At 64.9% G+C, this 4,510-nt stretch carries 4 protein-coding genes; 2 read left to right on the top strand and 2 right to left on the bottom strand.

Features of this window, described 5'->3' with window-relative positions; genetic code table 11:
* Positions 1-349 precede the first annotated feature (349 nt).
* Entirely contained in the window at positions 350-2,515 is a 2,166-nt protein-coding gene (locus BRAS3843_RS16580; protein ID WP_008970107.1) for an anthranilate synthase component I, read from the top strand.
* Positions 2,516-2,620: 105 nt separating this feature from the next.
* On the top strand, positions 2,621-3,160 hold the full coding sequence (locus tag BRAS3843_RS16575; RefSeq protein ID WP_008970106.1) for an adenine phosphoribosyltransferase: 540 nt from the start codon (positions 2,621-2,623) through the stop codon (positions 3,158-3,160).
* Between the two features lie 60 nt (positions 3,161-3,220).
* Here the strand turns inward: BRAS3843_RS16575 and BRAS3843_RS16570 are convergent, their stop codons facing one another.
* The gene (locus BRAS3843_RS16570; protein WP_008970105.1) at positions 3,221-3,889 is read right to left on the bottom strand and encodes a hypothetical protein; all 669 of its coding nucleotides are present in this window, start codon (positions 3,887-3,889) and stop codon (positions 3,221-3,223) included.
* Positions 3,890-3,945: 56 nt separating this feature from the next.
* On the bottom strand, positions 3,946-4,510 hold a 565-nt coding region (locus BRAS3843_RS16565; protein ID WP_008970104.1), incomplete at its 5' end, for a hypothetical protein.

Here is a 4,510-nt window from a genome sequence, read left to right as displayed (position 1 = left end):
GAAGCGGTGGACAATGGTGGATGTGGAGACGTCACCCCACCCCGCCTCACGCCTCGCTCCGCTCGCCGTGAGGCGACCCTCCCCCTCCAGGGGAGGGTGGCAGCGCGACCAACGCCGCGCGCGCCGCCGGGTTAACTGTAACCATCCCGCCCTTGACCTCCGTCTTCCGCCGTGGTCTCTAGCCGGCCATGTGCACCGTCGTCCGCCCAGCAAAGCTCTGGTGGCGCACCTTGTAAAAGGTGGCCGGTGCGATTTTTCTGACATGCAATCGCTCGAGGCCGCCACGCAGCGGCGGCCCTCCCGTTTGTCCTGTGTGGCGTTTCCTCGGCAAGTTTCGTAAGAGGACACCATGAACAGGACTGTTTTTTCCCTGCCGGCGCTGAGCGAGTACCGCACCCGCGGCGGGCTTTCCGTCACCCGCGCGGCCGAGCAGTTTTCCGGCGGCGCCAGCCGGCTCGACGACCTGATCAACCTGCTGGACCGCCGTCGCGGCGTGGTGCTGTCCTCCGGCACCACCGTGCCCGGGCGCTATGAGAGCTTCGACCTCGGCTTTGCCGATCCGCCGCTGGCGCTGGAGACCACGGGCACCGATTTCGCCCTGCAGGCACTGAACCGGCGCGGCGAAGTGCTGATCGCCTTCCTCGGCGCTACCTTGCGCGACCCCGCCGTCGTCATCACCGAACATACGCCGGCGCGGCTGGCCGGCCACATCATCCGCGGACCGGCGCCGGTTGAGGAAGATCAGCGCACCCGCCGCGCCAGCGTGATGTCGCTGGTGCGGGTTCTGATCGCGGCGTTCTCGGCCGGCGACGATTCCTTGCTCGGCCTGTTCGGCGCCTTTGCCTATGACCTCGTGTTCCAGATCGAGGACCTCGTGCAGAAGCGGCCGCGCGAGAAGGATCAGCGCGATATCGTGCTCTACGTGCCGGATCGCCTGCTTGCTTATGATCGCGCCACCGGCCGCGGCGTGATCCTGTCCTACGACTTTGCCTGGAACGGCCAATCCACGGCCGGCCTGCCGCGCGAGACCGACGACAGCGTCTATCTGAAGGAGCCGCGCCAGGGCTTTGCCGACCACGCGCCCGGCGAATACCAGGCGACCGTGGAGCTGGCGCGGGCGGCGTTCGCCCGCGGCGACCTGTTCGAGGCGGTGCCGGGACAGCTGTTCGGCGAGCCCTGCGACCGCTCGCCGGCCGAGGTTTTCCAGCGGCTGTGCCGGATCAACCCGTCGCCCTATGGCGCGCTGATGAATTTGGGTGAGGGCGAGTTTCTGGTGTCGGCATCGCCGGAAATGTTCGTCCGCTCCGACGGCCGCCGGGTCGAGACCTGTCCGATCTCCGGCACCATTGCGCGCGGGCGTGACGCGATTGGCGATGCCGAGCAGATTCGCCAGCTCCTGAACTCGGAGAAGGATGAGTTCGAGCTCAACATGTGCACCGACGTCGACCGCAACGACAAGGCGCGCATCTGCGTGCCCGGCACCATCAAGGTGCTGGCGCGGCGGCAGATCGAGACCTATTCGAAGCTGTTCCACACCGTCGATCACGTGGAGGGCATGCTGCGGCCCGGCTTCGATGCGCTCGATGCGTTTTTGACCCATGCCTGGGCGGTGACGGTGACCGGTGCGCCGAAGCTCTGGGCGATGCAGTTCGTCGAGGACCATGAGCGTTCGCCGCGGCGCTGGTATGCCGGCGCGATTGGCGTGGTCAATTTTGACGGCTCGATCAACACCGGGCTCACCATCCGCACCATCCGGATGAAGGATGGGCTCGCCGAGGTGCGGGTCGGCGCCACCTGCCTGTTCGATTCAGACCCGGCCGCCGAGGACCGCGAATGCCAGGTCAAAGCCGCCGCTCTGTTCCAGGCGCTGCGCGGCGATCCACCCAAGCCGCTGTCGTCGACCGCGCCGGACGCCACCGGCTCGGGCAAACAGGTGCTCCTGATCGACCATGACGACAGTTTCGTGCATATGCTGGCCGATTATTTCCGCCAGGTCGGCGCCAACGTTACCGTGGTCCGCCATGTCCATGCGCTGACGATGCTGAAGGAGCGGAGCTGGGACCTGGTGGTGCTCTCGCCCGGTCCGGGCCGGCCGGAGGACTTCAAGATCTCCAGGACCATCGACGCCGCGCTCGACAAGAAGCTGCCGATCTTCGGCGTCTGCCTCGGGCTCCAGGCGATGGGCGAATATTTCGGCGGGCATCTCGGCCAGCTCAGCCAGCCCGCGCACGGCCGGCCGTCGCGGGTGCAGGTGCGGGGCGGGCGGCTGATGCAGGGGCTGCCGAACGAGATCGTGATCGGCCGCTACCACTCGCTCTATGTCGAGCGCGAGGGCATGCCGGAGGTGCTGACGGTCACGGCCTCCACGGAAGACGGGGTGGCGATGGCGATCGAGCACACCAGCCTGCCGGTCGGCGGCGTGCAATTTCATCCGGAGTCGCTGATGTCGCTCGGCGACGCCGTGGGCTTGAAGATCGTGGAGAATGCGTTCCGGCTCAAGCAGCCGGCAAACTAGATCATCCGTCATTGCGAGCGAAGCGAAGCCATCCAGTCTTGAGCTATCGAACCTGGATTGCTTCGCTCGCAATGATGAAAAACATCAGGCGTGAGTGAGAATCCGATGACATTCGATCTGGACATCAAGTCCACCATCCGCACCATCCCGGACTATCCCAAGCCCGGCATCCTGTTCCGCGACATCACCACGCTGCTGGCGGACGCGCGAGCCTTCCGCCGCGCCGTCGACGAGCTGGTGCATCCATGGGCCGGCTCGAAGATCGACAAGGTCGCCGGCATCGAGGCGCGCGGCTTCATCCTGGGCGGCGCGGTGGCGCACCAGGTCTCGGCCGGTTTCGTGCCGATCCGCAAGAAGGGGAAGCTGCCGCACAAGACGGTCAGCATGTCCTACGCGCTGGAATACGGCACCGACGAGATGGAGATGCATGTTGATGCAGTGCAGCCGGGCGAGCGGGTGATCCTGGTCGATGACCTCATCGCGACCGGGGGCACCGCGGAGGGGGCGGTGAAGCTGCTCAAGCAGATCGGCGCCACGGTGGTGGCGGCCTGCTTCATCATCGACCTGCCGGATCTCGGCGGCGCCGCCAAGCTGCGGGCGATGGACGTGCCGGTCCGGACCCTGGTCACGTTCGAGGGGCACTGATCGCTGACGGAGCGGGCGGGCCGGGAAAAGGGACGGGACTTCGGGCGAAAAGAGGGGCGATCACGACCGCTGCATCACAAGCCCCGTTTCGATCTCCCGCAGCGCGTAGTAGTTGCGCCGGATCCACTGATACAGCTCGGTGGACTGATCCCGTTCCTGGCGCAGATAGCCCGTGAACGAGAAGGAGTATCGGTCGATATAGGTCTTGAGGAACAGCGGCAGGGCGGGAATGCGCAAGACCCGGCCGCGGGTGAAGAGCGCGGGCAGTTCCTCACGCAGGACGTGGTCGTTCTCGACCGCGATCAGCTGGGACATCGGGATGTGGCGGCGCAGGTTGTCATAGGCGCGCGTCGAGACCCGATCGCCCTCGGCGCAGAACAGGACGATGGGGACGACATTTCGCCGTGCGGCCTCCTTCAAAAAGCCGATCTCCTCGGACATTTTGAAGAACTCGCCGAAGGCGTAGTAGCCGAGGTCGATCACCTTGGCCATGCCATCGTTGATGATCACCTGATCCATCAGCTGGATCTTGCCGTAGGTGTCCTCGATCTCCGCGGTCTCAGTGATCGCCGGCAGATAATCGATCAGCGCAGGCTCGCGGACCGAGATGTCGAAGGCACGTACCTGCCCATTTTTGAGCAGCAAAAATTCGCTCAAAAGCCGCGCGAGCAGCGTCTTGCCGATCTGGGGGCGGGGCGAGCAGACGATGTAGACGGGCGTCGCAGGCATTTGACCTATATCAGGTCAAATGCGCCTTCGATAAAGCCCCCTTGTTTGCGGAGCTGTCATTTTTCCCCTGCGGGCCGCGCGGCGGCGACCTGCTTGGACGAGCCGACGATGTCGGTCAGCTTGATCCGGTCGTACTCGCTCCAGACATTGGCGAGCCAATGCCGGACGTAGCCGCGCAGCACGAAGGAGTAGTTGGCCGCCTCGTCGTGCGGACCTTTGTTGGCGACGAATTTCAGGAACGGGACCGAGGCCACCTCGACCTGCTCGTAGGCCATCTCGTTGAGCTTGGGGATGGTCAGCTCGGTCGCATCCTTGATTCGGTTGAAATAGGAGGCGTAGGTCGACTGATCCCACTCGAAGAAGCTCGTGTTGTTGATGAAGTTCTTCACCAGGAAATATTTCGCGCCCACCATGTAGCTTGCGGTTTCGGCGATTTCGTCGAGGGAGGCGATCGACGAGCCCAGGATGTGGAACACCGCGAAGGTGATCTGGCCGGAACGGGCTGCATCGAGAAAGCCGATGTCCCGGAGTGCCGCCAGGGTCGGCGACATCAGGCCGGCGCGGACGTCGATCACGGTGACCGAGGGCGCCACCGCGCTCAAGGTGTCGAAGATCTTCATC

The sequence above is a fragment of the Bradyrhizobium sp. STM 3843 genome (genome assembly GCF_000239815.1).
GTDB lineage: Bacteria > Pseudomonadota > Alphaproteobacteria > Rhizobiales > Xanthobacteraceae > Bradyrhizobium.
Note: the sequence above shows the minus strand (reverse complement) of the source record. Positions and strands in the feature narration are given on the sequence as shown.

What these genes read in the sequence shown, in the direction of transcription:
- BRAS3843_RS16580 (WP_008970107.1), top strand. Translation starts at nt 350, where the DNA reads ATGAACAGGACTGTTTTTTCCCTGCCGGCGCTGAGCGAGTACCGCACC.
- BRAS3843_RS16575 (WP_008970106.1), top strand. Translation starts at nt 2,621, where the DNA reads ATGACATTCGATCTGGACATCAAGTCCACCATCCGCACCATCCCGGAC.
- BRAS3843_RS16570 (WP_008970105.1), bottom strand. Translation starts at nt 3,889, where the DNA reads ATGCCTGCGACGCCCGTCTACATCGTCTGCTCGCCCCGCCCCCAGATC.